Origin of the sequence: Actinomadura sp. NAK00032 (genome assembly GCF_013364275.1) — a bacterium.
Taxonomy (GTDB): Bacteria; Actinomycetota; Actinomycetes; order Streptosporangiales; family Streptosporangiaceae; genus Spirillospora.
The window spans coordinates 2,665,773-2,692,531 of the sequence record NZ_CP054932.1; the positions used below are offsets into that span (position 1 = coordinate 2,665,773).

Here is a 26,759-nt window from a genome sequence, read left to right on the forward strand (position 1 = left end):
TCTCGCGTGACGGACGACGAGGAGAACGTGCGGCTCACGGCCTGGGTGCGCGGCCGCGTCCAGGGCGTCGGGTTCCGCTGGTGGGTGCGGTCGCGGGCGCTGGAACTCGGCCTGACCGGCAGCGCCGCGAACCTGGGCGACGGCCGCGTCGAGGTCGTGGCCGAGGGCCCGCGCGGCAAGTGCCGCGCCCTGCTCGACCTGCTGGAAGGCGACGGCACCGCCGGCCGTCCGGGCAGGGTCACCGGCGTCACCGAGCGCTGGAGCGCCCCGCGCGGCGAGGCCGCCGGCTTCGTGGAGCGGTGACGGGTGGGGAGTTCCGGTTTGTACCTGCTAAACTAGTAGAGGAAGGTTGTTACCGGCCTGTGATGTGCGGCTTGACCAGGACACCGGCCGGTGCGACTCTAGACGATACGCGCACCGACTTCAGCTGATTCTCGTGCGCGATCCCTGCTGGTTACTCAGCGTGGAGGACCCTTAGTCATGGCGAAGGCTCTACTCGGCCACGTCGGCGGTCCCGACCCCCGGATGGTCGCGGAGATGCGGCGCCTGCAGCAGCGCGTACGTGACCTGGAGGCCGAGCTCGTACGGCTCCAGGCGGAGAACGACGCGCTTGCGACGGCGACGGACGACGATGTGATGTCGCTCGCGGTTAAGGACCGCGAACCCGCGCTGACCTAGTCTCGGCGCTCCATCCTCAAAACACAGGGACGCCGACCTTCGGCGTCCCTAAGGTGTTTATTTGCGTGTTGATGGCTTCGCCCTCGGCGGTCGGGCCTGGCGGCCCTTCCTTCAACGGGCAAAGCGGCGATCGCTGTGTTGATGGCTTCGCCCTCGGCGGTCGGGCCTGGCGGCCCTTCCTTCAACGGGCAAAGCGGCGATCGCTGCATCGCTTCGGCTCGCCTGGCGGCTCGCTGCGCGATCAGGTTCTCGCTTCGCTCGAACCCGGCTTCGCACGCGATCGCAACGCTGAGGCCCCCGCAGGCTCAGCTTACGGACGAGACAGTGCAGGTCTCCGCCGGTACAGGCGTCCCTCTGGTGTGGGTTTCGTCGGCTGCGGTCGCTTGTGGCGGGCCGCCGTCTGATTGCCATCGTGCAGGAGCGGCGTCGTGAGGTCCATCGCGCGATCGCATGACTTGCCCGCCGGGCGGTGTCCGCGGGTGCATCCTGGGATCGGCGTCGCGCCCGGGGTGCGGGGTCAAAAAGTGGCAAAGGTTTCCGGGGTTCGGGGCGGCCGGAACCGGGGGGTTGTGTGTTGATCTCTGGGAGCGTGGCATCGGACGGGGGCCGCGCGTGACGGCGGGGTCGTCGGGCGGGTACGCGATAGCCTCTAGCGTTGCGATGCCGCCTGCGGCGCGAGGGAGGGACGGCGCTTGTACCTGAAGACCTTGACGTTGCGCGGCTTCAAGTCCTTCGCGTCCTCCACCACGCTCAAGTTCGAGCCGGGGATCACGGCCGTCGTGGGGCCGAACGGGTCGGGCAAGTCCAACGTCGTGGACGCGCTGGCCTGGGTGATGGGCGAGCAGGGCGCCAAGTCGCTGCGCGGCGGCAAGATGGAGGACGTCATCTTCGCCGGGACGGCGAACCGGGCGCCGCTCGGGCGCGCCGAGGTCGTGCTGACGATCGACAACGCCGACGGGGCGCTGCCGATCGACTACACCGAGGTGACGATCAGCCGGCTGATGTTCCGGTCGGGGTCCAGCGAGTACGCGATCAACGGCGACTCGTGCCGGCTGCTCGACATCCAGGAGCTGCTGTCGGACTCCGGCATCGGGCGCGAGATGCACGTCATCATCGGGCAGGGGCAGCTCGACCGCGTCCTGCACTCGGGCCCGGAGGGGCGCCGGGCGGTGATCGAGGAGGCGGCCGGCGTCCTCAAGCACCGCAAGCGCAAGGAGAAGGCGCTGCGGAAGCTCGACGCGATGCAGGGCAACCTGACCCGCGTCCAGGACCTCACCGGTGAGCTGCGCCGCCAGCTGAAGCCGCTCGGCAAGCAGGCCGAGATCGCGCGGCGCGCGGCGGTGATCCAGGCCGACCTGCGGGACGCGCGGCTGCGGCTGCTGGCCGACGACCTCGTCTCGCTGCGGACGAGGCTGGAGCAGGAGGCCGCCGACGAGGCCGCGATCCGGGAGCGCCGCACCGAGACGGAGCGGGCGCTGGGCGAGGCGCAGCGGCGCGAGGCCGTCCTGGAGGCGGAGGAGGCCGAGCAGGCGCCGAGGCTCGCGCAGGTCCAGGACACCTGGTTCCAGCTGTCGGCGCTGAAGGAGCGGCTGCGGGGCGTCGCCGACCTCGCCGCCGAGCGGCACCGCAACGCCGCGGAGGCGCGCGAGGAGGAGCGGCGGGGCCGCGACCCCGAGGACATGGAGCGCGAGGCCGCCGAGATCCGCGAGCAGGAGGAGATGCTCCGCGCCGCGCTGGACGAGGCCCAGGACGGTCTCGCCGACGCCGTGGAGCAGCGGACGGGCGTCGAGGAGGCCCTCGCGGCCGAGGAGCGCCGCCTCCAGGCCGCCGCGCGCGCCGCCGCCGACCGCCGCGAGGAGCTGGCCCGGCTGCGCGGCCGGGTCGAGGCGCTGCGCAGCAAGGCGCAGGCCGGCCGGTCGGAGATCGGACGGCTCGCCGACGCCCGCGAGGAGGCCGAGCAGCGCGCCGACGACGCCCGCGTGGAGTTCGAGGCGTTCGAGGCCGAGGTCGTCGAGGACCCCGCGCTCGCCGCCGAGCACGAGGCCGCGCAGGAGGCGCTCGCGACCGCGAAGGACGCCGCCGAGGCCGCGCGCGCCGGTGTGGACGGGCCGCGCGGAGCGCTGAAGGAGGCGCGGGGCGCGGTGGGCGCCGCGCGGTCCGCCGACCAGGCGGCGCAGAAGAAGGTCACGGCGCTGCAGGCGCGGATCGAGGCCCTGAACCTGACGCTGGCCAGCGCCGCCGACGGCGGCGAGGCCCTGCTGTCGGCGGGCGCGGACGGTTCCCTCGAAGGCGTGCTCGGCACGGTCGCGTCGCTGCTGAACGTCCGGTCCGGGTACGAGACGGCGGTCGCCGCCGCCCTGGGGAACGCGGCCGAGGCCATCGCGGTCGGCTCGCTCGACACGGCGGAGGCCGCGCTGGCGCTGCTGCGCACCCGCGACGCCGGACGCGCCGGGCTTCTCGTCGGCGGGGGAGCGGCCGCGCCCGGAACACGGGTGCCGGGCGTCGACTACGCGATCGACGCGGTGAGCGTCCCCGAGGTCGTGCGTCCGGCCGTGGAGCATCTCCTGCGGGACGTGGCGGTCGTCGACGACGTGCCGTCCGCCGCAGCGCTGGTCCGGCGGGAGGCGTCCCTGCGCGCCGTGACGCGCGACGGCGAACTCGTCGGCGCGCACTGGGCGCAGGGTGGTGCGAGCGGTGGGCAGGGCCTTCTGCAGATGCGCGCGACCCTTGACCAGGCCACCGAAGACCTGGCCGCCGCTGAGACGGCTGCGGGGGCCGCCGCCGACGAACTCACGGCGTCCATGGAGCGTGAGCAGTCCGCCCAGATGGCGCTGGAGGCCGCGGAGGCCGCCGCGGGCGAGGCCCAGGCCAGCGTGAACCAGGCCCAGGCCGACCTTGACCGCGTCCGAGCGCGCGTGCGCGAGTTCGACGCGCAGGCGGCGCAGGAGGCCAAGCGCGCCGCGCGCCTGGAGGCCGACGTCCGGGCCGCGCGCGGCGAGGCGGAGCGGCTGACCAAAGCACTGGACGCCGCGACCGAGTCGCTGGAGCGCGACACCCAGGCCGCCGAGGAACTGGCGATGCGGCTCGCCGAGTCGGAGGAGGCCGCCGAGGTCGCCGACGAGGCCGGGCACGACACCGAGGCGCGCGACGACCTGCATGCCCGGAGCCAGGAGCTGCGGTCCGCCGAGATGGAGGCGCGGCTGTCGGTCCGCACCGCCGAGGAGCGCGTGCAGGCCATCACCGGCCGCGCCGACGCCCTCGAACGCGGCGCCCGCCGCGAGCGCGAGGAGCGCGCGCGGGCCGCGCAGCGCCGCGCCCGCCGCGAGGAGCAGGCCAGGGTCGCCAAGGCCGTCCACCGCGGCGCCCGGACGGCCCTCGACCGCATCGAGCACTCCCTCGCCGCCGCCGTCCGCCGCCGCGAGGCCGCCGAGCAGGCCAAGGCCGCGCGCGAGGCCGAGCTGAAGGTCGTCCGGACGCAGGTCCGCGAGCTGTCGGCGACCCTGGAGCGCCTCGTCAACGTCGTCCACGGCAACGAGGTCGCCCGCGCCGAGCAGCGGCTCCGGCTGGAGCAGTACGAGCAGCGGGCCCTGGAGGAGTTCGGCCTGGAGGTCGAGTCGCTGGTCGCCGAGTACGGCCCGGACCAACTCGTCCCGCCCGACCCGGAGAAGGGGGAGGACGCCCGGCCCGTCCCCTACGACCGGACCGTCCAGGAGAAGCGCGCCAAGGTCGCCGAGCGGCAGCTCAACCAGCTCGGCAAGGTCAACCCGCTCGCCCTGGAGGAGTTCGCGGCGCTGGAGGAGCGGCACGCGTTCCTCACCTCGCAGCTGGAGGACCTGAAGAAGACCCAGCGGGAGCTGCTCGGCCTGGTCAAGGAGGTCGACGACCGCGTCCAGGAGGTGTTCGCCGCCGCCTACGAGGACACCGCCCGCGAGTTCGAGCGGATCTTCGCGCGGCTGTTCCCCGGCGGCGAGGGCAGCCTCTCGCTGACCGTCCCCGACGACATGCTCACGACCGGGGTCGAGGTGTCGGCCCGCCCGCCCGGCAAGAAGGTCAAGCGGCTGTCGCTGCTGTCCGGCGGCGAGCGGTCGCTGGTCGCCATCGCCTTCCTGGTCGCCGTGTTCAAGGCCCGCCCGTCCCCGTTCTACGTCCTGGACGAGGTCGAGGCCGCACTGGACGATACCAACACCCAGCGGCTCATCACCGTCTTCGAAGAGCTGCGCGAATCGTCCCAACTCATCGTCATCACCCACCAGAAGCGCACGATGGAGGGCGCCGACGCCCTCTACGGCGTCAGCATGCGAGGCGACGGCGTAACCCAGGTGGTCAGCCAGCGGTTGAGTTGATTGCTTCGCCCTCGGCGGTCGGCGCTGGCGCGCCTTCCTTCAACGGGCAAAGCGGCGATCGCTGCATCGCTTCGGCTCGCCTTGCGGCTCGCTGCGCGATCAGGTTCTCGCTTCGCTCGAACCTGGCTTCGCACGCGATCGCAACGTTGCGGCCGACACCGGCCGGGCTCACGGACGTGCGCCTTGCCGCCCGCGCCGTGTTGCGGATTTCATATGGCCGTAATATTCGCGGCCGGTGATTGGAGCGTTGCATCGCCTATCCGTCCGCAATTCGGACGGGCGCGAAATCTTTTTCACCCGGCAATAACCGATGGATTACGGGCGCGTTCTCGCCGGTGACGTGGACGGCGCGTGATCCGCGTGCACTGACGGTGATGCGGCGGCGACGCTGGCGGGCTTGTGCGGCTCCGGGGCATCCACTACCCATGTGCACCGTGGTTCTCCGGCTCCCCTCACCGGGTGCCCTCCGCCCGGTACGGAGGACCGGTGGAGAGGTGCTGCCCATGGACGCCGGCAAACTCAAGGACAATTTCGCCCTGGTGGGCGCGAACGGCGTGGACGTCGCCGAGTATTTCTATGCCGACCTTTTCGCGCGGGCGCCGCAGCTCAGATCGATGTTCCCGGCCGCGATGGCCAAACAGCACGAGGTGCTGCTCGCGGCGCTGTCCCAGATCGTCTCGTCCGTCGACGACCCGGACGCGCTCGTGCCGTTCCTGCGGGACCTCGGCCGGCGCCACCACGGCTTCGGCGTCGCCGCCGACCACTACACGCCCGTCGGCGCGAGCCTGCTCGCCACCCTCGCCCACTTCAGCGGCCCCGCGTGGAGCGCGGACCTGGAACGCGACTGGACGGCCGCCTACGGCGTGGTCGCCCAGGTCATGACGGAGGCCGCCGCCGAGCCCGTCTCCTGATCCGGCGTGGACGCCCAGCGGCTGAAGGACAGCTTCGACCGGGTCGCGGGGCAGGGTGACGCCGTCGCCCTGTTCTTCTACTCCGACCTGTTCGTCCGCAACCCCCACCTGCGCGACATGTTCCCCGTCGGGATGAGCGGCCAGCGGGACAAGCTGCTGCGCGCCCTCGGGCACATCGTCGCCCAGGTCGACGACCTGCCGGCCCTCGTCCCGTTCCTGCGGCAGCTCGGCCGCGACCACCGGCGGTTCGGGATCGTCGCCGAGCACTACCCGCACGTCGGCGCGAGCCTCCTGGCCACCCTGCGGCACTTCACCGGCGACGACTGGACCGACGACGTCGAGGGCGACTGGAACGCCGCCTACAGCCTGGTCGCCAAGGTCATGCTGGAGGCCGCCGACGAGAACGCCCTCACGGCCCCCGCCTGGTGGAACGGCCAGGTCGTCGCGGTCGAGCGGCGACGGTTCGACATCGCCGTCCTGCGTGTCCAGCCGGACCGGCCGCTGCCGTACCGGCCCGGCCAGTCGGTCGCGCTGGAGGTGCCGTCGCGGCTGCGGCACTGGCGGTACTACTCGATGGCGAACGCGCCCCGCCCCGACCACACCGTCGACTTCCATGTCCGGCTGGTGGACGGCGGGCCGGTGAGCCCGGTCCTGGTGCGCGGCACGGAGACCGGCGACCGGGTCCGGATGGGCGCGCCGATCGGCACGCTCACCCTGGACGAGGAGTCCCCGCGGGACGTCCTGCTCGTCGCGGGCAGCACCGGCCTGGCGCCGCTCAAGGCGATCCTGGAGCAGATCTCGCAGCGCACCGCACCGCCCCGCGTGCACCTGTTCTTCGGCGCCCGCACCCGCGACGGCCTGTACGACCTGGAGGACCTGACCAAGCTGGCCGGCGGCCTCCCCTGGCTCACCGTCGTCCCCGCCGTATCGGACGAACCCGGCGGACACGGCTTCTCCTCCGTCCTCACGTCGGGCGACGGGGACGTCGAGCACGGCAACCTGTCGGACGTCGTGGCCGGGCACGGCCCCTGGGACGGCCGCGACGCCTACGTGTGCGGGCCGTCCGCGATGGTCGGGCACACCGTCGAGCAACTGGCCCGCCTCGGCGTCGCCCGCGACCGCATCCGCCTGGAAACCTTCGCAGACGCACAGAGGTGAGCGCGTTGAACTCCCCGAACCTTCCCGTGGTGTCCGCCGGCACGCGGCTGACCCCCGGCGAGCTCCGTTCCGTGGTGTTCGGGCGGGCCGCCCTCGGCCGCCGCGGCTACGACGAGGAGCAGGTCCGCGGCTTCCTCGCCTACGTCGAGGGCGAACTCGTCCAGATCTTCACCGACAAGGCCGCGCTGGCCGACGAGGTGAACCGGCTGCGCGCCCAGGCGGCCAAGGGCGGCGGCTCCGGCGTGATGGCGCCCGAGGACGCCCACTTCCAGGCCGTCCGGATCCTGTCGCAGGCCCAGCAGACCGCCGACCTGTACGTCGCGGACGCCGAGCGCTACACCCGCGAACTCGCCCACGAGGCGCGGCTGCACCGGGAGGCGATCCTCTCGGACGCCAAGGGCCGCGCCGAGCACCTGCTGGAGGACGCGCACCGCAAGGCCGCCGCCGTGGCCGACGCCGCCGTCCGCTCCACGGAGGAGACCCGCCCCGCCCCGGACGACGAGCGCCGCTCGATGGAACGAGAGATCGCCTACCTGCGCACCTACAGCGACGTCTACCGCACCCACCTGCGCTCCTACCTGGAGGCCCTCCTCCGCAACGTCGACGAATGGGAGACCTCCGAACGGGCATCGTTGCCACGCCGATCACCGAACCCGCAATGAGCTGACCCACACCAGCCTCGGGGTTCGAAGCTCGGCCACCGACCACGGGCATGCCGACCGGCTCGCAACGGGGGTTCCAGGGAGCCACCTCCCTGAACCACCACACGGGTCGGGCGGCTGGAGGGCGCCCTAGCGCCCGGAGGCCGCCCGACCCGCCGGTCGAGAGGCTGTTTCGCCGAGACGCGCCAGCGGATCGGGGAAACAGCCTCTCGACCGCTGACGGGGGTTCCAGGGGGTCGCCCCCCTGGATAAGTCTGCAAAACTTGGGGGCGCTATGGAATATGTGATCGTCATCGCCGCGCTGGCCGCCGTCGCTCTGATCATCGGTGGCATCACGCTGCTGAGGCCCCGCCGTACCCGTCCGCGCCCGCCGGTGGAGGAGCCGGCGGAACGCACCGGCGGCGCCACGGCCGTCGACGAGGCGGAGGCGCCGACCGTCGAGGCGCCGCCGACGGAGGTGCCCGCTCCGCGCCCCACGATCGAGATCGAGAAGCCGCCGCCGGGTGCGGGGCGCCTCGTCCGGTTGCGGGCCCGGCTCGCGCGCTCCCAGAACACGTTCGGCAAGACCCTGCTCGGCCTGCTGTCGCGCGACACGCTCGACGAGGACGCCTGGGAGGAGATCGAGGACACCCTCATCACGGCGGACATGGGCACGGCGGTGGCCCGGCAGGTCACCGACGACCTGCGGACCCGTGTCCAGGTGCTCGGCACCCGCAGCCCCGAGGAGGTCCGGGGGCTGCTCAAGGACGAGCTGGTCAAGCAGATCGGCCCGGACCTGGACCGCTCGCTGCGCACCGAGGGGGCCGGCGACCGTCCGGCGGTGCTGATGGTCGTCGGCGTCAACGGCACGGGCAAGACCACCACGTGCGGGAAGCTCGGCCGCGTCCTGGTGGGGGACGGCAACACGGTCGTGCTCGGCGCCGCCGACACGTTCCGCGCGGCCGCCGCCGACCAGCTGGAGACCTGGGGGACGCGCGTGGGGGCGCAGGTCGTCCGCCGGGACGAGGGCGCCGATCCGGCGAGCGTCGCGTTCGACGCGGTCAAGCAGGGCATCGAGTCCAAGGTCAACGTGGTGATCATCGACACCGCGGGCCGGCTGCACACCAAGACCGGGCTGATGGACGAGCTGGGCAAGGTCAAGCGCGTCGTGGAGAAGCAGGCGGCGGTGGACGAGGTCCTGCTCGTCCTGGACGCGACCACCGGGCAGAACGGCATGCAGCAGGCGCGCGTGTTCGCCGAGGTCGTGAACATCACCGGCGTGGTGCTGACCAAGCTGGACGGCACCGCGAAGGGCGGCATCGTCGTCCAGGTGCAGCGGGAGCTGGGCGTCTCGGTGAAGCTGGTCGGGCTGGGGGAGGGGCCGGACGACCTCGCTCCGTTCGAGCCGGAGGCGTTCGTGGACGCGATCCTGGGTGACTGAAATAGACCTCTAATCGGTTAAAAACGGCATGTGAGGAAATAGAAACACGCACGAAACACCCCGGTAGTGCTTTTCACACCGGCGAAACGCGGGAGCCCCGCGCGTGAAACCGCCGAGGTCGAGTCTCTGAGCAGTTCGAAGTTCCCTGGCGAGGAGGGACTCTCTCAGAGATGAAGATCGATAGCGGTAGTACCGCCTGGATGCTGACGAGCACCGCGCTCGTCCTGCTGATGACACCCGGGCTCGCCTTCTTCTACGGAGGCATGAGCCGCGCCAAGAGCGTGCTCAACATGATGATGATGAGCTTCGTCAGCATCGCCGTGGTGGGCATGGCGTGGGTCGTCTACGGCTACTCCCTCACGTTCGGCGACGGCGGCGCCCTCAGCTCGTTCATCGGCGGGCTCGGCGACTGGGGGCTCGTCGGCTTGGAGAAGGCCGCCACGGCCGACGACGGCACGGGCATCCCGCAACTGGTGTTCGTGGCCTTCCAGGCGACGTTCGCCATCATCACCGTCGCCCTGATCAGCGGCGCGATCGCCGACCGCGCCAAGTTCGGCGCCTGGGTCGTGTTCACCCTGGTCTGGGCCACGCTCGTGTACTTCCCGATCGCCCACTGGGTGTGGTGGTCGGACGGCCAGGACGGCGGCAAGGCCGGCTGGCTGTTCGACCTCGGCGCCCTCGACTTCGCGGGCGGCACGGTCGTCCACATCAACGCCGGCGTCGCGGCGCTCGCGCTGGTGCTCGTCCTCGGCAAGCGCAAGGGCTGGCCGAAGGAGCCGATGCGCCCGCACAACCTCCCGTTCGTCCTGCTCGGGGCCGGGCTGCTGTGGTTCGGGTGGTTCGGCTTCAACGCCGGGTCCGCGCTCGCCGCCGGCGAGACCGCGGCCGTCGCGTTCATCAACACGCTCGCCGCGACCTGCGCCGCCGCGTTCGCCTGGATCGTCGTCGAGAAGCTGCGCGACGGCGCGTCCACCACGCTCGGCATCGCCTCCGGCGTCGTCGCCGGGCTGGTCGCCGTCACCCCGGCCTGCGCGTTCGTCACCCCGCTCGGCGCCATCGCCCTCGGCCTCGTCGCCGGCGCGGTCTGCGCGTTCGCGGTCGGGCTGAAGTACCGGCTCGGGTACGACGACTCGCTCGACGTGGTCGGCGTCCACATGGTCGGCGGCATCGTCGGCGCCCTGCTCATCGGCTTCCTGGCCACCACCGCCGTCAACGACGCCGGCGCGGACGGGCTGCTGGCCGGCGGCGGGTTCGCGCTGCTCGGCAAGCAGGCCGTCGCCGTCCTGGCGACCCTCGCCTACTCCTTCGTCGTGACCTACGTGATCGCCAAGGTCATCGACCTGGTGATGGGCTTGCGGATCAGCGACGAGGACGAGGCCGCCGGCATCGACAGCACGGCGCACGCGGAGACCGCCTACGACTTCGGCACCATCCGCGCGGGCATCGGCTCCGGGGCGACCGCGGCCGCGCCCGCCCCCGCGAAGAAGGTTGAGGCGTAGGGATGAAGCTCATCACGGCGGTCATCAAGCCGTTCAAGCTGGACGAGGTCAAGAAGGCCCTGGAGACCTTCGGGGTCAAGGGGATGACCGTCAGCGAGGCCAGCGGCTACGGCCGGCAGAAGGGCCACACCGAGGTCTACCGGGGCGCCGAGTACCAGGTCGACCTGGTGCCCAAGCTCCGGATCGAGGTCCTGGTGGACGCCGCGGACGCCGACGACATCATCGACGTGATCGTCCGCGCCGCCCGCACCGACAAGATCGGCGACGGCAAGGTGTGGGCGGTCCCGGTGGACACCGTCGTCCGCGTCCGCACCGGCGAGACCGGCCCGGAAGCCCTCTAGGACGCCCATGCCCGCTTCCGAACCCCGCGGCCCCCGGCCGCCGAGCCCCTCGGCCGCCCGGACCGGGACGCCGTCCGGCCGGGGGCGGGGGACCGGAGCGGCCCCGACCGCCCGCGCCACCCTCGCGGCGGCGCGGGCGTCCCGCGCCACCGATCTGGACCGCCACCTGACCGCCCTCCTGACCACCGCCCTGCCGCCGGACGCCCCCGCGCGTCCGCGCGCCCCGGCGGCGGAGGGCCTCGGCACCCACCTCTCGGACGGGGTCGCGCTCGCCGCCGTCGGGAGCCATGCGCGCGGGGAGCTGACGCCCGGGGGCGATCTCGACCTCGTCCTCCTGCACCGCGGCCGGGCCGACGTCGCCGGGATCGCCGACCGGGTCTGGTACCCGCTGTGGGACTCCGGGACGCGGCTCGACCACTCCGTCCGCACCGTCCACGAGGCCCGGACCGTCGCCCGCGGCGACATGAAGGCCGCGCTGGGGCTGCTGTCCGTGCGCCGCGTCGCGGGCGACCACACCCTGGTGGACGAACTGCGCGCCGCCGTCCTCGCCGACTGGCGCGCCGACGCGGCCGCCCGGCTGCCGGAGCTGGCGGCGATGTGCCGGGAGCGCTGGGAGGCCCAGGGCGAACTGGCCTTCCTCCTCGAACCCGACCTCAAGGAGGCCCGCGGCGGGCTGCGCGACGTCCACGTGATGCACGCCGTCGCCGCGTCCTGGGTCGCCTCCGCCCCCGACGGCCGGGTCAGGGCCGCCCACGACCTGCTCCTCGACGTGCGGCACGCGCTGCACGAGGTCACGGGCCGCTCCACCGACCGCCTCGTCCTCCAGGAGCAGGAGGCCGTCGCCCGCGCCCTCGCCCTGCCGGACGCGGACGTCCTGCAGCGCTCCATCGTGGACGCGGCCCGCACGATCACCTACGCGGGCTCCACCCTGTGGCGGCGCGTCGACCGCCTCACCCGATCGACGGCGAGGCCCGCACGGCCGAGAGGCGCCGAACGGCGTCCCGTCGGGGACGGCGCCGTCGAGTACGACGGCGAGGTCGTGCTCGCGCGGAACGCCGACCTCGGCGACCCCGCCCTCGTCCTCCGCGTGGCCGCCGCGGCGGCCCAGGCGGGGCTGCCGCTCGCTCCCGCGACGGTGGCGAGGCTCGCCGAGCGCGCCGCCCTGCCGCCGGTGCCCTGGCCCGCCGCCGCCCGTGACGCGCTCGTCGCCCTGCTCGGCGCCGGTCCCGCCGCCATCGCCGTCTGGGAGGCCCTCGACCAGGCCGGGCTGATCGTCCGGCTGCTGCCCGACTGGGCACATGTCCGGAACCGGCCGCAGCGCAACCCCGTGCACCGCTTCACCGTGGACCGCCACCTCGTGGAGACCGCCGCCGGCGCCGCCGCCCTCACCCGCGAGGTCGCCCGCCCCGACCTGCTGCTCATCGGCGCCCTCCTCCACGACATCGGCAAGGGCCGGCCCGGCGACCACTCCACCGCGGGCGCCGCCGCCGTCCGCGGCATCGGGACGCGGCTGGGCCTGCCCGCAGACGACGTCCGCGTCCTCGAAGCCCTCGTCCGCCACCACCTGCTGCTCCCCGACACCGCCACCCGCCGCGACATCGACGACCCCGTGACGGTGCAGCACGTCACCGGCGCCGTCTCCGGGGTGCCGGGACGCGAACGCGAGATCCTCGACCTCCTCGCCGCCCTCGCGATCGCCGACGGCACCGCCACCGGCCCCGCCGCCTGGGGCGCCTGGAAGGCCGGCCTCGTCGCCGAACTGGCCCGCCGCGCCGCCGCCGCCCTCACCGGCGGGACGCCGCCGCCCCCGCCCGTCCTCGACCCCGCCCACCTGGCCCTGGCCCGCCACGACGGCGCCGCCGTCCGCGTCACCGGCTCCCGTATCACCATCGCCGCCCCCGACCGTCCGGGCCTCCTCTGGCGAGCCGCCGGCGTCCTCGCCCTGCACCGTCTGGCCGTGAAGACCGCCCGCACGATCTCGGCCCCCACGCTCAACGACCAGCGATCGGACGGGGAGTCGCCGGTGAGCGGGACAGCCGTCCTGGACTTCACGGCGATCCCCGAGTTCGGCACGCCGCCGGACCCGGCCGGGCTGGAGGCCGACCTGCGCCGCATGCTGGCCGGACGCCTCGACGTCGCCGACCGCCTGGAGCGCCGCGCGCGCTCGATGCGGACGCGCCCCGGGGTGGCGGTGCCGCCGCCGCGCGTCATGATCCTTGAGGACGCCTCACGGACGGCGACCGTCATCGAGGTGCGCGCCCACGACCGTCCCGGCCTGCTGTGGCGGATCGGGCAGGCGCTGGGCTCCCGCGGCCTGCACATCCGCGCCGCCCAGGTCGACACCCTGGGCGCGGAGGCCGTGGACGTCTTCTACGTGGTGGACGACGTCGGCCGTCCCCTAGACGACTCCACCGCCCTAGAGGCCGTGAGAGCCCAAATCCTGACAACCCTCGCCTAACCACCCCCTGCCAGAGGCACAACCAGGCAACAGCCCCCGCCAACTTCGTCGCGGCTCGACTCCCTATCCCATGGCCAGTCCCACCACCAAGCCCACACACAACCCCCGCCCGCTGGCCCGAACCCACACAGACCTCAACCAATGCCATCCGCAAGCCCGACCCGCGACGACCACAACGACGCGACCGCGCGCGAAGCCAGGCCGGTCGCGCCGGCCCAGCGGTTATCGTCAGTAAGCTGAGTCTGCGCCGACCTCAGCGTTGCGATCGCGTGCGAAGCCAGGTTCGAGCGAAGCGAGAACCTGATCGCGCAGCGAGCCGCCAGGCGAGCCGGAGCGATGCAGCGATCGCCGCTTGGCCCGTGGAAGGAAGGCGCGCCAGCGCCTGACGCCGAGGGCGAAGCAATCAACACAGCAATGAGGCACAACGACCCGATACGCTGATAGGCGATCCCAGAAGCTTTCCAAGGACGGTCCAGACACGTGTTCGAGACGCTCTCCGACCGGTTGACGACGGTCTTCTCGTCCCTGCGCAGCAAGGGCCGGCTCTCCGAGGCCGACATCAACGCGACGGCCCGTGAGATCCGGATCGCGCTGCTCGAGGCCGACGTCGCGCTGCCCGTCGTCAAGGACTTCATCGCGCAGGTCAAGGAGCGGGCGGCCGGCGCGGAGGTCTCGCAGGCGCTGAACCCGGCGCAGCAGGTCGTCAAGATCGTCAACGAGGAGCTCATCGCGATCCTCGGCGGCGAGACCCGCCGGATCCGGCTGGCCAAGACGCCGCCGACCGTGATCATGCTCGCCGGTCTGCAGGGCGCCGGTAAGACCACGCTCGCGGGCAAGCTCGCCCGGTGGCTGAAGCAGGAGGGCCACACGCCGCTGCTGGTGGCCGCCGACCTGCAGCGGCCCAACGCCGTCCAGCAGCTCGAGGTCGTCGGCGAGCGGGCCGGTGTGCCGGTGTTCGCGCCCGAACCGGGCAGCGGCGTCGGCGACCCGGTGGACGTGGCGCGCCGCTCCATCGACCAGGCCCGGCACGCCCTGCACGACGTCGTCGTCATCGACACCGCGGGCCGCCTCGGCGTCGACACGGAGATGATGCAGCAGGCCATCGACATCCGCGACGCCGTCCAGCCCGACGACATCCTGTTCGTCGTCGACGCCATGGTCGGCCAGGACGCCGTCAACACCGCCCAGGCGTTCATGGACGGCGTCGGCTTCGACGGGGTCGTCCTCACCAAGCTCGACGGCGACGCGCGCGGCGGCGCGGCGCTGTCCGTCCGGCACATCACCGGGCGCCCGATCATGTTCGCCTCGACGGGCGAGAAGCTGGAGGACTTCAGCGTCTTCCACCCGGACCGCATGGCGGGCCGGATCCTCGACATGGGCGACATCCTCACCCTGATCGAGCAGGCCGAGCAGGCGTTCGACGCCGAGCAGGCCGAGAAGATGTCCAGCAAGTTCGCCTCGGGCGAGGACTTCACCCTCGAGGACTTCCTCGAGCAGATGATGATGATCCGCAAGCTCGGCCCGATCGGGAACCTGCTCGGGATGATGCCGGGGATGGGGCAGGTCCGCGACCAGATCAGCCAGATCGACGACAAGGACCTGGACCGGATCGCCGCGATCATCCGCTCGATGACCCCGCAGGAGCGCTCCCAGCCCAAGATCATCAACGGCTCGCGGCGGGCGCGCATCGCGGGCGGGTCGGGTGTCACCGTCGGCGAGGTCAGCAGCCTCGTCACCCGGTTCTTCGACGCGCAGAAGATGATGCGCCAGATGGCCGGCGGCATGGGCCTGCCCGGCATGCCCGGCGGGCGCAAGAAGGCGGCGAAGGCGGCCGCCAAGAAGAACAAGAAGGGCAAGCAGCGCAGCGGCGACCCGCGCAAGCGCGCCGCCGGCAAGGACCGGCAGCCCGCGGCCGAGGGCACGCCCCAGGGCCTCCCGCCGGGCCTCGGCGGCGGCCCCGGCGGTCCGGGCGGCCCCGGCGGGCTGCCGCCCGGTCTCGGCGGCCAGCTCCCGCCCGGCTTCCAGATGCCCGACCTGGGCAAACTCCAGGGCCGCAAGAAGAAGTAGGGGCCGCGTTCCGTCCGGACGTCCACGCGGCACGGCGGGAACACCCAGATCGCGAAACCGGCCGCGTGCGCCTGCGTGCCGCGTCCGCAGTCGCCGGCGTGCCCGAGCCGGGCGGCTCATGGGGACACGGCGCCCTGCGATTGCACCTTTACACCGAACGTCTGGCAGAATGACAGGCTGGAAACCCGGAATCGCGAGGCGCCCTCTCTCGTCCTGCGCGACCGGAGTCCATCGGACGGCCGCGAGCCGGTGTTCCCCACCTGGCGCGGGCCCGTCCACCCAGTAATGAAATCGGAGTACACCACACCCGTGGCAGTCAAGATCAAGCTCAAGCGCCTGGGGAAGATCCGGAACCCGCAGTACCGGATCGTCGTCGCCGACGCCCGCACCAAGCGGGACGGGCGCGCCATCGAGGAGATCGGGCTCTACCAGCCCAAGCAGGAGCCGTCGCTCATCAAGATCGACTCCGAGCGCGCGCAGTACTGGCTCGGCGTCGGCGCGCAGCCGACCGAGCCCGTGCTGAACCTGCTGAAGATCACCGGCGACTGGCAGAAGTTCAAGGGCGAGCCGGGCGCCGAGGGCACCCTCAAGGTCGCCGAGCCCAAGGCCGACAAGAAGGCCGCCTTCGAGGCCGCCGTCAAGGAGTCCCTGGGCGACGACGAGGCCGCCGGCACCGCCACCCGCGGCAAGAAGAAGGCCGAGCCGAAGGCCAAGGCCACCGAGACCGACGAAGCCAAGAGCGAGGGCTGACAGTGCTCGAAGAAGCGCTCGAGCACCTGGTCCGCGGGATCGTGGAGAACCCGGACGACGTCCGGGTCCGCGCCCGCCGGATCAGGGGCGGCCGGGTCCTCGAGGTGCGGGTGCACCCCGAGGACCTCGGGAAGGTCATCGGCCGCGGCGGCCGCACCGCCAAGGCCCTCCGCACGGTGATCAGCGCCCTCTCCGGGGGCCGCTACGTGCGCGTTGACCTGCTCGACGTCAACGAGGTCCGCTGAGTGGCGTCCCGATGAGCGAACCGCTCGTGGTGGGACGGATCGGGCGGCCGCACGGGGTCCGCGGCGAGGTCACCATCGATGTCCGCACCGACGAACCGGACACCCGGTTCGCCGCGGGCACGAGGATCGCCACCGACCCCGGCGCCGCCGGCCCGCTCACCATCGAGCGGACCCGCTGGCATTCGGGACGCCTGCTCGTGCGCTTCACCGGGATCGGCGACCGCGACGCCGCGGAGGCCCTGCGGGGCACCTGGCTCGTCGTCGACCCCGGCGACATCCCCCCGTCCGCCGACCCGGACGACTTCCACGACCAGGAGCTGATCGGCCTGTCCGTGGTCACCGCGGACGGAGCCGGCGTCGGCGAGGTCGCGGACATCCTGCACCACGGCCAGGACCTGCTGGTCGTGCGCGGTCCCGGCGGGGAGAAGCTCGTGCCGTTCGTGGCCGCGCTCGTCCCCGAGGTGGACGTTCCCGGGGGGCGGCTCGTCATCGACCCGCCCCCCGGCCTGCTCGACGAATCATGAAAATCGACATCCTCACGATCTTCCCCGAGTACTTCGCCCCCCTGGACATCTCCCTCCTGGGCAAGGCCCGGCGCGCCGGCCTCCTCCACGTCCACGTCCACGACCTGCGCGCCTGGACCCACGACCGGCACCGCACCGTGGACGACACCCCGTACGGCGGCGGCCCGGGCATGGTCATGAAACCCGACCCCTGGGGCGAAGCCCTCGACACCCTCGCCCCCCCACCCTCCTCGCCCACCGGGAGCACCCCCGCCCCAGGCGAGCCCGCCTTGCGCGCGCCCGCCCCGGGTGAGCCGGGCCCGGGCACGTCTGCCCCAGGCACCCCCGCCCCGGGCGAACCCGCCTCGGGCACGCCCGGTTCGGGCACCGCGGGCACGCCTGCCTCGGGCACGCCGGGCACGCCCGGTTCGGGCACGCCGGGCACGCCCGGCACGCCCGGCACGCCTGGCTCGGGCACGCCGGGCACGCCCGGTTCGGGCACGCCGGGCACGCCCGGCACGCCCGGCACGCCTGGCTCGGGCACGCCGGGCACGCCCGGTCCGGGCACGCCCGGCACGCCTGGCTCGGGCACGTCCGCCCTGGGCACGCCGGGCACGCCGGGCACGCCTGCCTCGGGCACGCCTGCCTCAGGCATGCCGGGCACGCCGGGCACGCCTGCCCCGGGTACGTCTGCCTCGGGCATGTCCGGCTTGGGTGCGTCTGCCTCAGATAGGCCCGACTTGGAAACGCCTGCTTCGGGTGCGCCTGCCTCGGGTGCGCCTGCCTTGGGCACGTCTGACTTGGGTGCGCATGGTTCGGGTGCGGCCGGCTCGGCTGGGGCGGGGTCGGTGGGGGCGGTGCCGCGGCTGATCATTCCGACGCCGAGCGGGCGCCCGTTCACGCAGGCGGACGCGGTGCGGTACGCCGCCGAACCCTGGCTCGTGTTCGCGTGCGGGCGCTACGAGGGCATCGACTCCCGCGTCGCGGAGGAGGCGCGCACCCGCATGCCCGTGGACGAGGTCAGCCTCGGCGACTTCGTCCTCGCCGGCGGCGAGGTCGCGGTGCTGGTGATGATCGAGGCGATCGGGCGCCTGGTGCCGGGCGTGCTCGGCAACGCCGACTCGGTCGCGGACGACTCCTTCGCCCCCGGCGCCATGGAATCCCTCCTGGAGGGTCCCGTCTACACCAAGCCGCCCGTCTGGAGGGACCGGCCGGTTCCGGACGTCCTCCTGTCGGGCCACCACGGCGCGATCGCCCGCTGGCGGCGGGACGAGGCGCTCCGCCGGACGGCCCGGCACCGTCCCGAACTCCTCGGCCGCTTCGCCCCGGAGGACCTCGACAAGCGGGACCGCGAGGTCCTGCGCGAGGCCGGTTTTCCGGTTGACGCCGAAGGTGTGGCAGACTAGAGCGTCCGTGCGTCCAGAACGCATGGCACCCGAAGACCACTTCCCGCGGCGCGACGCCCCCACGAAAGACCCACCGGGGCCTCTCGACGCCCGCGTTCGACCACGAGGAACCGCTGCGATGCACACCCTGATCCAGGAGATCGAGAAGGCCGCAATGCGCGCCGACGTCCCGGACTTCCGTCCGGGCGACACGCTGAAGGTGCACGTGCGCGTCACCGAGGGCAACCGTAGCCGTATCCAGATCTTCCAGGGCGTGGTGATCCGGCGGCAGGGCGGCGGCGCCCGCGAGACGTTCACCGTCCGGAAGGTCAGCTACAGCGTCGGCGTCGAGCGGACCTTCCCGCTCAACAGCCCGTCGATCGACAAGATCGAGGTCGTCACCCGCGGCGACGTGCGCCGCGCCAAGCTCTACTACCTGCGCAACCTGCGCGGCAAGGCCGCGCGCATCAAGGAGAAGCGCGAGCACTGAGCCGATGGACCACGACGCCCCGGGAACCCGCGACGGTGCCCGGGGCGTTGCCCGTTCCGGACGGACGCGATCGGCCCGGGCACCGGCGACACGCCCGCGGGCGGCGCCCCGCGGGCCCGGCGCCGCTAGGCTTTCGCTCTGATGACTGACGAGGACGATCGGAGAGACGTGCGATCCGAGGCCGAGGGCGCGGTGCCCGAAGAGAAGGAGCCCGTGGACTCGGCCGAGGAGCAGGCCGACGACGGCGAAGACGACGGCAAGGGCAAAAAGAAGAAGCAGGGGTCGTTCTGGAAGGAACTCCCCGTCCTGATCGTCGTCGCCGTCGTGCTCGCGCTCGTCATCAAGGCGTTCGCGGTACAGGCGTTCTACATCCCGTCCGGCTCGATGGAGAACACCCTCCAGGTCGGCGACCGCGTCCTCGTCAACAAGATCGTCTACCACACGCGCGACATCGCCCGCGGCGACGTCATCGTGTTCAACGGGCTGGACTCCTGGGACCCCGAGGTCCAGGTCGACGAGCCCGGCAACCCCGTCTCCAAGGTGCTGCGGGCCATCGGCACCGCGTTCGGTGTGGCGCCCAACGAGAAGGACTACATCAAGCGCGTCATCGGCATCCCCGGCGACCACGTCAAATGCTGCGACGCCAAGGGCCGGGTCACCGTCAACGGCGTCCCGCTGGACGAGAAGTCCTACGTCTTCACCGACCCGATCACGCACGAGCAGAACAAGCCGTCCAACGACCCGTTCGACGTCACCGTGAAGCCGGGCCAGCTCTGGGTCATGGGCGACCATCGCGAACTCTCCTACGACTCCCGCTCCCACCGCGGCGACCCCGGCGGCGGCACCATCCCGATCGACCGCGTCATCGGCCGCGCCTTCGTCATCGTCTGGCCCCTGGACCGCATCGGCACCCTGCCGATCCCCGCCACCTTCAAGCAACCCGCCTTGGAGAAATCGGCCGCCGTGGCCGCCCCCGCCACCCCCTTCGCCCTGGGCGTCCTCTTCACCGTCCCCCTCGCCTACCTCCGCCGCCGCCACCACACCAAACGCACCTAGTACTGACCGCGCCACGCGGAGCACGCCGCGCGTCGGCCGCGCGTCGGGTGGATGTGGCGTGGTGTGCGGGATGATCGACCGGCGTGGCCGCTTGGCGTGGTGGTGCATGTGGGTGGGGTTTGTGTCGTCTCGTGGCGCTGCATGAGGGCGTGCTCGGTGGCGCAGTGGGGGCAGTCGACAGCCCAGGGCTCTCCTTGGTCGGCGTCGAAGACGGAAGGGGCGGCGTGTGGTCATGTGATGGGCCTTGTGCGGCCGGTGGTGGGCGGGGGCGTCGTGGTGTGGGGTGGACATGGCGGGTGATCGCGGGCATTCGGGGAGCGGTGGAGGTGGGTGGGGACGTAACCTGCGGAGCATGAAGGGACGTCCACTCCGCTTCACCCCGCGTCGGGACGCCGGGCTGTTCGCGTATGAGCGCGCGCTGGCGCACGCGGGGTTCAGCCCTGTGGCAGGTGTCGACGAGGCCGGACGCGGGGCCTGCGCGGGGCCGATGGTGGTCGCCGCGGTCATTCTGCAGGGTGGACGCGGCCGGATCGACGGCCTGACCGACTCGAAGCTCCTCACGCCGGCGCGCCGCGAGGAGCTGTACGGGGAGATCGTCAGGCGTGCGTACGCGTGGAGCGCCATCGTCATCCCGTGCCATGACATCGACCGGATCGGCCTCCACCGGTGCAATGTCACGGGGATGCGGCGGGCGCTGGCCGCGCTGGACAGGCGGCCCTCCTACGTCCTCAGCGACGGCTTCCCCGTCCCCGGGCTGGACGTCCCCGGCCTCGCGATGATCAAAGGCGATCAGGTCGCGGCCTGCGTGGCGGCCGCGTCCATCGTCGCGAAGGTCACCCGAGACCGGATCCTGGTCGGGCTCCATGAGCGCTACCCCGAGTACGGCTTCGACGTCCACAAGGGCTACGTGACCCGCGCGCACGCCGCGGCGCTCGCCGAGCACGGGCCATGTCCGGAGCATCGGTTCTCCTACGTCAACGTCGGGCGGGCCTTGCGCAACAATGGGGAGGTGGCCCTGGTGGAGGAGACCGATGGGGAGGTCTCCGGCGAGGGCTGCGCGGAGGGGGCACGAGCGTGAGCGCCGAGGATCTCGAGAAGTACGAGACCGAGATGGAGCTGCAGCTCTATCGCGAATACCGGGACGTCCTCGGGCTGTTCAGCTACGTCGTCGAGACCGAGCGCAGGTTCTATCTCACCAACTCGGTCGACCTCCAGGTGCGCGGCGCTGACAGCGGCGAGACCTTCTTCGAGGTCACGATGCAGGACGCGTGGGTCTGGGACATGTACCGCCCTGCCCGCTTCGTCAAGAACGTGCGTGTCGTCACGTTCAAGGACGTGAACGTCGAGGAACTCGCCAAGAGCGACTTCGAACTCCCCTCGCAGGAGTGATCCGCCGGGTAGCCGCCGGCTCGCACCGCGGCGCCAGAGGTGGCAGCCGGCAGGCGGGCATCGGCGCCGGCTTGGCCGTCGGCGCGGCCGATGCCGCTGCGTGCCGAGCCGGCCGAACGCGCCGGCGTCCCAGACGAGGTTGTTCGGGTTTTCTGGCGTGGTGCGGTTGCTCGGGTCATTTCGGCTCCTCGGGGGTGAGGCTCGGGGTGGGGCCCTGTGAGCTCTTTCCGGACTTGGTCAGGCGCCAGCCGGACGGGGCGCGCTCGATGAAGCCCGCAGCGGACAGCAGGCCCAGCTTGGCGTTGACGGTGGGCAGGTCGATGCCCGCTCGGACGGCGAGTTGCGCGGGGCCGGTCGCACCCCGGGCCGGAAACGCCTCCAGGACGGTCCGGGTCACCGGTTCGAGCCGGTCGCGGGGGAGGACGGGCGTGTCCGGCGGCGGCGCCAGGTCCGTGCCGATGCGTCCCACCGCCTCGATGATCTCCTCGGGGCGGGTGACCAGCGTGACGCCCTCCTCCCGCAGCAGCCGGTGGCAGCCGACCGAGGAGCGGGAGGTGATCGGGCCGGGCACGGCCATGACCACCCGGCCCAGCTTGGACGCCCAGCCGGCGGTGTTCAGGGCGCCGCTGCGGGCCTCCGCCTCGACGATGACCGTGCCCCGGGACAGCGCCGCGATCACCCTGTTCCGGACGAGGAAGCGCAGCCGGTGCGGATGCGTCCCTGGGGGCGACTCGCTGACCAGCAGCGACCGCCGCGCCATTTCGGCGAACAGCCCCTCGTTGGACGCCGGGTAGGGGACGTCGACCCCGTTGGCGAGGACGGCGACGGTGGGGCCGTCGGCGGCCAGCGCGCCGCGGTGGGCGGCCGCGTCGATGCCGAGCGCGCCGCCGGAGACGACCGTCCAGCCCTCATCGGCCAGGTCGGACGCGAAGTCGGCGGCGGCGCGCAGGCCGTAGGGGGACGCGGCGCGGGAACCGACGATGGCGACCGATCGCAGGCAGGAATAGCGCAGGTCGCCGGGGCCGCGCAGCCAGAGGGCGTAGGGACGTCCGGTGCCGAGGTCGTCCAGGGTCGTCGGCCATTCGGGATCTCCCGGGCAGATGAGGCGGCCGCGGAACCCGGCGCAGACGGCCATGTCCTGGTCGGGTTCGGCGGCGATCAGGCGGATCCGCCACTGATCGAGGCGCCGGACCTCCTTCGGGGTGGCCTCCACGTCGTGGGGGAGGCGGCAGGCGCGGATCGCATCGAGGGCCTCCTCCGGTCCGCAGTGGTCGATGATCCGGTTGAGGAAGGCGTCGCCGGGCTCGGCGACGGCGGTGAGGGTGGCGCGGGCGGTCCTCTCGTCGCTCATTGGCGCCCCGCCGACCAGAGGGCGAGCGCGCCGCCGACGTCGTCCGGGCCGGGCTCGTCATGGCCCGCCAGGTCGGCGATCGTCCAGGCGACCCGGAGGATGCGGTCGAGGCCGCGGGCGCTCAGCGTGCCCCGCTGCAGCGCCTCGTCGGCCGCTCGCATCGCTTCGGCGGACGGTGTGAAACGCCTGCGCAGCTCCGGGCCGGGAACCTCCGCGTTGGAGCGCCACGGGGTGTCCGCGAGGCGGTGCCGCGTCCGCTCCCTGGCGAACTGGACGCGTTCGGCGACCACCTTGCTGGACTCGGCGAACTCCAGGTCGTAGCGGAGTTCCGCGCGGCTCGCCGGTGCCAGCTCCAGCTTGAGGTCGATGCGGTCGAGCAGCGGACCCGTCACGCGGCTGGCGTATCTGCGCCGGATTCCGGGCGCGCAGGAGCAGTCGATCTGCTTCGCGGCCGCGCACGGGCACGGGTTCGCCGCGAGGACGAGCGTGAACCGTGCGGGAAAAAGCGCCATGCCCTCGATGCGGGAGATCCGCACCACGCCCTCTTCGAGCGGCTGCCGCAGGGCGTCGAGCGTTCCTCCTTGGAATTCCGGGGCTTCGTCCAGGAAGAGAATCCCCCGATGTGCGAGGGAGACGGCGCCGGGCTGCAGGACGCGGCCCGACCCGCCGCCGACCATCGACGCTCTGGAGGCGGTGTGGTGCGGGGCGTAGAACGGCGGCTGGGTGATCAGCGGCTGGCCCGGCCGGAGGGTTCCGGCGACGGAGTGGATCGCGGTGACCTCCAGGGCGATCTCGGGCTCCAGTGACGGCATCAGGGTCGGCAGCCGCTCCGCGAGCATCGTCTTGCCGCACCCCGGGGGCCCGGCGAAGAAGAGGTGGTGGCCGCCCGCCGCGCTGATCTCCAGTGCCCGGCGGGCCTCGGCCTGCCCCCGGACGTCGGCCAGGTCCAGGTCGGGCGGGATCTCCTGCTGCCGGATGGCGTACCCGTCGGCGGGGATGGCGAAGTCGTCCTCCTCGTCCTCCTCGATCGGCGGCGGCTCGTCGCGCAGGATGCACAGCAGGCCGCGCAGCGTGCCCGCGGACACGACCTGCATGTCGGGGACGAGTTCGGCCTCGGCCGCGTTCGCCTGCGGCACGACGACCGTGCGGCAGCCCCGGTTGGCCGCGGCCAGCACGGCGGGCAGGATGCCCTGGATCGGGCGAATGCGGCCGTCCAAGCCGAGCTCGCCGATCAGCACCAGCCCGGCGCAACTGCGCGGCGGGACGACCTCCGCCGCCGCGAGGAGCGCTATCGCGATGGCCAGATCGAAGGTGGACCCCTTCTTCGGCATGCTCGCCGGGAAGAGCGACACGGTGACATGCCGGTTGGGCCAGTCTTCGCCGGAGTTGAAGATGGCGGCGCGGACGCGGTCACGGGCCTCGCTGAGGGCCGTGTCGGGGAGGCCGACCAGGTGCAGGCCGGGGACGCCGCTGGTGATGGCCGCCTCCACGTCGACGACGAAGCCGTCCACGCCGACCAGGGACACCGAGCGGGTCTTCGCGAGCGTCATCAGCACACCTCCCGCAGGTGGTCGATCGAGAATCCGTCGCCGTCGCCGGTCAGCCCGAGGACGTCCACCCGGATGAGCGCGCCGCTGACCCCGTGGGCCGCGGCCCACCGCCATGCGAGCCGCCGTAACCGGGCCGCCTTCTCGGCGGTGACCGCCTCGACCGGATCGCCGAACCGCGCCGAGCGGCGGGTCTTGACCTCGCAGACGATGTGCCTGCGGCCGTCGTGCGCGACGATGTCGAGCTCGCCCTCGCGGCAGCGCCAGTTGCGGTCGAGGATCGTCCAGCCGAGGCCGGCGAGGTAGTCGGCGGCGGCCGCTTCACCGCGCCGGCCGAGACTGATGTGGGCTTTCATGGATGCCTCACCTCCGGTCTCTGACGCTGCCGGACCGTGACTTTGCGTGATGAAGGAACGACTAACTGTGGATAACTGGCCGGAGATCACGGCAGTTCGCACGAAACCGCAGGTCGGTGCTTGCGCCGGCCGGGCCGTTGGCGCAGCGTGACGGCTGTGACCAACGCGCTGGAGGACGCCGTAGCCGAGTTCGGGCGCCATCTCCGCGCCGAACGGGACGTGTCGCCGCACACGCTGCGGGCCTATCTAGGGGATCTGTCCGATCTGTGCGCCTATGCTGCCGTCGCCGGAGTCGGCGACCCCGGCGAACTGGACGTCTCGATACTCCGGGCCTGGCTCGCGCGCCAGCACGCGCTCGGCCGCTCCCGCGCCACCCTGGCCCGCCGGACGGCCGCCGCCCGCGCCTTCACCCGGCACCTGTACCGGCGCGGGCTCCTTGAGGACGATCCCGGGCTGCTCCTCGGCACGCCGAAGCGGCAGCGCGATCTCCCCGGCGTCATCACGCAGGCCGATGCGGCGCGCCTGCTCGACAGCATGGACGCCCAAGGGCCCCTCGGGCTCCGTGATCTGGCCGTCCTGGAGGTGCTCTACGGGACGGGCGTCCGCGTCAGCGAACTGTGCGGGCTCGATATCGACGACCTGGACACCGGGCGTGCGACGGTCCGCGTCCTGGGCAAGGGCGGACGCGAACGCGTGGTCCCGGTGGGGGAGCCGGCCGTCCGCGCCGTCCAGGACTGGCTGCGCGCAGGGCGCCCGGCCTTCGCCGCGGGGGACAGCGGCCCGGCGCTCTTCCTGGGAGTGCGAGGCGGACGCCTCCATCCGACGAGCGCACGCCGTATCGTCCACGCGCGGATCTCCGAGGTGGGCGAAGTCCCCGACCTGAGCCCGCACGGACTGCGCCACAGTGCCGCCACCCACCTCTTGGAAGGCGGCGCCGACCTGCGGAGCGTCCAGGAGATCCTGGGGCATGCCTCACTCCAGACCACCCAGCTCTACACCCACGTCTCGGCCGAGCGGCTGAAGCAGGTACACCGCCAGGCCCACCCCCGCGGCGCCCAACCCGACTGACAGCCTGGAGCGCGCCGCTCGCCGCCGGACGGCCCGTCCAGCCGGGCGAAGCCGGATGGCCCTTGCTGCCGGGCGCGAAGCCGGATGGCCCTTGCTGCCGGGCGCGAAGCCGGATGGCCCTTGCTGCGGGGCGCGAAGCCGGATGGCCCTTGCCGCCGGGCAAAGCCGGCCCTTGCCGCCGGGCGATGCCGGATGGCCGATGCGTTCGTGGCATGGGCCCGGGCCGCCGCCCGGATTCGGTGCGCGGAAGCCGGGCGGCGGTGTTCGGGATGTGGTCTACGGGCGTGAGCCGTGTCAGGGAGTGCGGCGTAGGCGGCGTTCCTGGGCGAGGTCGATCACGCCCGGCGGGGGCCGGCGGCGGTGGCGGCGGAAGCGGAAGCGTCGCCAGGCGAAGGCCACGGACAGCGTCAGCGCCATGCCCGTCAGCGCGCCGCCCGTGGCCGTGGTGGCGTCGCGCAAGGCGAAACGGGTGGCGGGCTCCTCCGGTGCGGCGCCATGGGACGGCGCGGCGCCATGGGACAGCGCGGGTCGCGGCCAGCGAGGAAGGAGACGTACCTGGCGCCGGACGAGGTTGATCGGATCCAGGTACTGCGCACCGCGGCGCAGACCCCAGTGCAGGCAGGGGACGCGGCAGTGGAGCAGCCCGTTCTCCAGGACGCCGATCCGGGTGCCGGACGCGACGCGACTCCCCACACGCACGCTGGGGACGACGGGCAGGTACGTCGTGCGCAGCACACCGTGATCGATCGCCACGACACCGCGTCCGGCCAGGCGGTCGGCGTAGGACACGCGTCCCGGCGCGGCGGCGTGGACGGCCTGCCCGGGGCGCCCCGCGAGGTCGACCCCGCGGTGGCCGGCGCCCCACGGCGTCGCCGGCGGCGTGAAGGCCCGGACGACGTGCGGCGCGGGCGGCCCTAACGGCCAGCGCCAGGCGTCCAGGCCCGGTGCGCCGGCGGTGATCATGCAGGTGAGCAGTAGCGTGAGCAGCGTCATGCAGCGCAGCCTGCCGGGCCCCCGCCACCGCGTCGATACGTTCGGTCAACTGTGGATAACCGCCCCGGCCGATGATGCCCGGACGCGTC

At 72.8% G+C, this 26,759-nt stretch carries 23 protein-coding genes and 2 pseudogenes; 21 read left to right on the plus strand and 4 right to left on the minus strand.

All coding sequences use genetic code 11. The features are described 5' to 3' along the window. Positions 1-6: 6 nt before the first annotated feature. The 20 genes and pseudogenes from HUT06_RS12500 (at position 7) to HUT06_RS12600 (ending at position 21,355) form a co-directional block, all read left to right on the plus strand. Positions 7-303, plus strand: a complete 297-nt coding sequence (locus tag HUT06_RS12500; protein WP_176195877.1) for an acylphosphatase — start codon at positions 7-9, stop codon at positions 301-303. 177 nt (positions 304-480) lie between these two features. Continuing rightward, on the plus strand, positions 481-678 hold the full coding sequence (locus HUT06_RS12505; protein ID WP_021598747.1) for a hypothetical protein: 198 nt from the start codon (positions 481-483) through the stop codon (positions 676-678). Between the two features lie 692 nt (positions 679-1,370). Beyond that, entirely contained in the window at positions 1,371-5,021 is a 3,651-nt protein-coding gene (smc, locus tag HUT06_RS12510; protein WP_176195878.1) for a chromosome segregation protein SMC, read from the plus strand. Positions 5,022-5,524: 503 nt separating this feature from the next. Continuing rightward, entirely contained in the window at positions 5,525-5,932 is a 408-nt protein-coding gene (locus HUT06_RS12515; RefSeq protein ID WP_176195879.1) for a globin domain-containing protein, read from the plus strand. 6 nt (positions 5,933-5,938) lie between these two features. Next, the gene (locus HUT06_RS12520; protein ID WP_176195880.1) at positions 5,939-7,090 is read left to right on the plus strand and encodes a globin domain-containing protein; all 1,152 of its coding nucleotides are present in this window, start codon (positions 5,939-5,941) and stop codon (positions 7,088-7,090) included. A 5-nt stretch (positions 7,091-7,095) separates the two neighbouring features. Beyond that, on the plus strand, positions 7,096-7,752 hold the full coding sequence (locus tag HUT06_RS12525; RefSeq protein ID WP_176195881.1) for a DivIVA domain-containing protein: 657 nt from the start codon (positions 7,096-7,098) through the stop codon (positions 7,750-7,752). A gap of 274 nt (positions 7,753-8,026) precedes the next feature. Next, positions 8,027-9,172, plus strand: coding sequence for a signal recognition particle-docking protein FtsY (gene ftsY / locus HUT06_RS12530; protein ID WP_176195882.1), 1,146 nt, complete (start codon positions 8,027-8,029; stop codon positions 9,170-9,172). A gap of 170 nt (positions 9,173-9,342) precedes the next feature. Further along, entirely contained in the window at positions 9,343-10,671 is a 1,329-nt protein-coding gene (locus HUT06_RS12535) for an ammonium transporter (RefSeq protein WP_176195883.1), read from the plus strand. A 2-nt stretch (positions 10,672-10,673) separates the two neighbouring features. Beyond that, on the plus strand, positions 10,674-11,012 hold the full coding sequence (locus tag HUT06_RS12540) for a P-II family nitrogen regulator (protein WP_138638122.1): 339 nt from the start codon (positions 10,674-10,676) through the stop codon (positions 11,010-11,012). A 7-nt stretch (positions 11,013-11,019) separates the two neighbouring features. Then, complete coding sequence (locus tag HUT06_RS12545; RefSeq protein ID WP_176195884.1) at positions 11,020-13,470, plus strand: [protein-PII] uridylyltransferase; 2,451 nt, start codon at positions 11,020-11,022, stop codon at positions 13,468-13,470. Between the two features lie 480 nt (positions 13,471-13,950). After that, the gene (gene ffh, locus HUT06_RS12550; protein ID WP_176195885.1) at positions 13,951-15,537 is read left to right on the plus strand and encodes a signal recognition particle protein; all 1,587 of its coding nucleotides are present in this window, start codon (positions 13,951-13,953) and stop codon (positions 15,535-15,537) included. 309 nt (positions 15,538-15,846) lie between these two features. After that, on the plus strand, positions 15,847-16,287 hold the full coding sequence (rpsP, locus tag HUT06_RS12555; RefSeq protein ID WP_176195886.1) for a 30S ribosomal protein S16: 441 nt from the start codon (positions 15,847-15,849) through the stop codon (positions 16,285-16,287). 2 nt (positions 16,288-16,289) lie between these two features. Then, positions 16,290-16,532 carry an RNA-binding protein gene (locus HUT06_RS12560; protein ID WP_067632131.1) on the plus strand — a complete coding sequence of 81 codons (243 nt, stop codon included), beginning with the start codon at positions 16,290-16,292 and terminating at the stop codon, positions 16,530-16,532. An 11-nt stretch (positions 16,533-16,543) separates the two neighbouring features. Continuing rightward, entirely contained in the window at positions 16,544-17,056 is a 513-nt protein-coding gene (gene rimM, locus HUT06_RS12565) for a ribosome maturation factor RimM (RefSeq protein ID WP_176195887.1), read from the plus strand. After that, positions 17,053-17,265, plus strand: a pseudogene (locus HUT06_RS12570) (tRNA (guanosine(37)-N1)-methyltransferase TrmD); the annotation flags it as partial. The gene rimM and the pseudogene HUT06_RS12570, both read left to right, overlap by 4 nt. A gap of 630 nt (positions 17,266-17,895) precedes the next feature. Further along, positions 17,896-18,441 (plus strand): annotated as a pseudogene (locus HUT06_RS12580) (tRNA (guanine(37)-N(1))-methyltransferase); the annotation flags it as partial. 118 nt (positions 18,442-18,559) lie between these two features. After that, positions 18,560-18,910 carry a 50S ribosomal protein L19 gene (gene rplS / locus HUT06_RS12585; RefSeq protein ID WP_067632127.1) on the plus strand — a complete coding sequence of 117 codons (351 nt, stop codon included), beginning with the start codon at positions 18,560-18,562 and terminating at the stop codon, positions 18,908-18,910. A 168-nt stretch (positions 18,911-19,078) separates the two neighbouring features. Next, positions 19,079-19,966: a signal peptidase I gene (lepB, locus tag HUT06_RS12590; protein ID WP_254715137.1), complete on the plus strand. Its 888-nt coding sequence runs from the start codon at positions 19,079-19,081 to the stop codon at positions 19,964-19,966. A 352-nt stretch (positions 19,967-20,318) separates the two neighbouring features. Next, positions 20,319-21,044: a ribonuclease HII gene (locus HUT06_RS12595; protein ID WP_176195889.1), complete on the plus strand. Its 726-nt coding sequence runs from the start codon at positions 20,319-20,321 to the stop codon at positions 21,042-21,044. Beyond that, positions 21,041-21,355 carry a DUF2469 domain-containing protein gene (locus tag HUT06_RS12600; RefSeq protein WP_176195890.1) on the plus strand — a complete coding sequence of 105 codons (315 nt, stop codon included), beginning with the start codon at positions 21,041-21,043 and terminating at the stop codon, positions 21,353-21,355. The genes HUT06_RS12595 and HUT06_RS12600 overlap by 4 nt, the downstream gene beginning before the upstream one ends. Positions 21,356-21,530: 175 nt before the next feature. On the opposite strand, the gene dprA is transcribed toward HUT06_RS12600, so the two are convergent. The 3 genes from dprA to HUT06_RS12615 are packed head-to-tail and all read right to left on the minus strand — an operon-like array spanning position 21,531 to position 24,609. Further along, positions 21,531-22,706 carry a DNA-processing protein DprA gene (gene dprA, locus HUT06_RS12605; protein ID WP_176195891.1) on the minus strand — a complete coding sequence of 392 codons (1,176 nt, stop codon included), beginning with the start codon at positions 22,704-22,706 and terminating at the stop codon, positions 21,531-21,533. Continuing rightward, positions 22,703-24,256 (minus strand): YifB family Mg chelatase-like AAA ATPase, encoded by a 1,554-nt coding sequence (locus HUT06_RS12610; protein ID WP_176195892.1) that lies wholly within the window; start codon positions 24,254-24,256, stop codon positions 22,703-22,705. Before HUT06_RS12610 ends, dprA begins: the two co-directional genes overlap by 4 nt. Further along, positions 24,256-24,609 (minus strand): YraN family protein, encoded by a 354-nt coding sequence (locus HUT06_RS12615; protein WP_176195893.1) that lies wholly within the window; start codon positions 24,607-24,609, stop codon positions 24,256-24,258. Before HUT06_RS12615 ends, HUT06_RS12610 begins: the two co-directional genes overlap by 1 nt. Positions 24,610-24,765: 156 nt before the next feature. Between HUT06_RS12615 and HUT06_RS12620 the strand changes: the two genes are divergently transcribed. Then, a complete protein-coding gene (locus tag HUT06_RS12620) occupies positions 24,766-25,677 on the plus strand; it encodes a tyrosine recombinase XerC (protein ID WP_254715138.1) in 912 nt (303 codons plus the stop codon). 294 nt (positions 25,678-25,971) lie between these two features. Here HUT06_RS12620 and HUT06_RS12625 read toward each other — a convergent pair whose 3' ends face one another. Beyond that, positions 25,972-26,670 carry a murein hydrolase activator EnvC gene (locus HUT06_RS12625; RefSeq protein ID WP_176195895.1) on the minus strand — a complete coding sequence of 233 codons (699 nt, stop codon included), beginning with the start codon at positions 26,668-26,670 and terminating at the stop codon, positions 25,972-25,974. Between the last annotated feature and the right edge of the window lie 89 nt (positions 26,671-26,759).

Excerpts from the sequence above, each read along its gene's own strand:
- ftsY (WP_176195882.1), top strand. The coding sequence starts at position 8,027 with ATGGAATATGTGATCGTCATCGCCGCGCTGGCCGCCGTCGCTCTGATC.
- dprA (WP_176195891.1), bottom strand. The coding sequence starts at position 22,706 with ATGAGCGACGAGAGGACCGCCCGCGCCACCCTCACCGCCGTCGCCGAG.
- HUT06_RS12615 (WP_176195893.1), bottom strand. The coding sequence starts at position 24,609 with ATGAAAGCCCACATCAGTCTCGGCCGGCGCGGTGAAGCGGCCGCCGCC.
- HUT06_RS12545 (WP_176195884.1), top strand. The coding sequence starts at position 11,020 with ATGCCCGCTTCCGAACCCCGCGGCCCCCGGCCGCCGAGCCCCTCGGCC.
- HUT06_RS12515 (WP_176195879.1), top strand. The coding sequence starts at position 5,525 with ATGGACGCCGGCAAACTCAAGGACAATTTCGCCCTGGTGGGCGCGAAC.
- HUT06_RS12625 (WP_176195895.1), bottom strand. The coding sequence starts at position 26,670 with ATGACGCTGCTCACGCTACTGCTCACCTGCATGATCACCGCCGGCGCA.
- HUT06_RS12595 (WP_176195889.1), top strand. The coding sequence starts at position 20,319 with ATGAAGGGACGTCCACTCCGCTTCACCCCGCGTCGGGACGCCGGGCTG.
- HUT06_RS12535 (WP_176195883.1), top strand. The coding sequence starts at position 9,343 with ATGAAGATCGATAGCGGTAGTACCGCCTGGATGCTGACGAGCACCGCG.
- rimM (WP_176195887.1), top strand. The coding sequence starts at position 16,544 with ATGAGCGAACCGCTCGTGGTGGGACGGATCGGGCGGCCGCACGGGGTC.
- HUT06_RS12610 (WP_176195892.1), bottom strand. The coding sequence starts at position 24,256 with ATGACGCTCGCGAAGACCCGCTCGGTGTCCCTGGTCGGCGTGGACGGC.
- HUT06_RS12505 (WP_021598747.1), top strand. The coding sequence starts at position 481 with ATGGCGAAGGCTCTACTCGGCCACGTCGGCGGTCCCGACCCCCGGATG.
- HUT06_RS12540 (WP_138638122.1), top strand. The coding sequence starts at position 10,674 with ATGAAGCTCATCACGGCGGTCATCAAGCCGTTCAAGCTGGACGAGGTC.
- rplS (WP_067632127.1), top strand. The coding sequence starts at position 18,560 with ATGCACACCCTGATCCAGGAGATCGAGAAGGCCGCAATGCGCGCCGAC.